Genomic DNA, 686 nt, shown 5'->3' with positions numbered 1-686 from the left:
ATTCCGGCAGATTATCGACATCGTAGTAGTTGGTCTCACCGGTGGTGGCGTTGACGATCGCCACTCCGCTTGCTTCGGGCAGGCTGAACAGCCAGCGGTTCTTATAGGTAGTGATGACCCAGTACGGAACACCGTCATCATCCAGCTCGAAGGAGTAATCTGTCATACCCCGGAAGAGACCGCCTTCGAACAGGCGAACGTGACGGTTTAAGTCATCCAGCAGATAGGCATTCTCCTGATACTTGATCTTGTGGTCTGTCACCAGATCTACATCGCTGACGTCGGTTGCGGAAACGATAATGTATCCGGCGGAACCGTCCAGATTCTTTAACCATTTGAAGAAGCCGGAGTGCTCCAGCGGTACAACCCATACCAGCTTATCATTGACCTTCTGGATGACTGGTGTGCCCAGTACGACCTGGCTTCCCAGTCCGGGGTTTTCACCGACCTTCTTATCGGCCAGCTCCCTTGCCAGAGCCTTGTCCACGACCGGAAGCTGGTTTAAGGCCAGCGGCTGCACGGTATCGGTGAATTCTGAAATTTCCGGCTGTCCCAGCTGGTCACGGTAGGCCTTATAATTAAACAGAGGCATGGATATAACCGTAGCTGCAAAATACAGCACCCAGAAAATAATGAGCAGCGTAAATCCTGTTTTAATTCCCTTGACGTTCTTGTCCACACTGACG

General features: G+C 51.9%; 1 protein-coding gene. It reads right to left on the bottom strand.

What is annotated here, in order from left to right; all coding sequences use genetic code 11:
- Positions 1 to 686: hypothetical protein (locus NE664_12595; GenBank protein MCQ4727475.1), on the bottom strand; the 686-nt coding region annotated here is incomplete at both ends.

This window comes from Anaerotignum faecicola (genome assembly GCA_024460105.1).
Taxonomy (GTDB): Bacteria; Bacillota; Clostridia; order Lachnospirales; family Anaerotignaceae; genus JANFXS01.
This window is presented reverse-complemented; position numbering and strand designations above follow the sequence as displayed.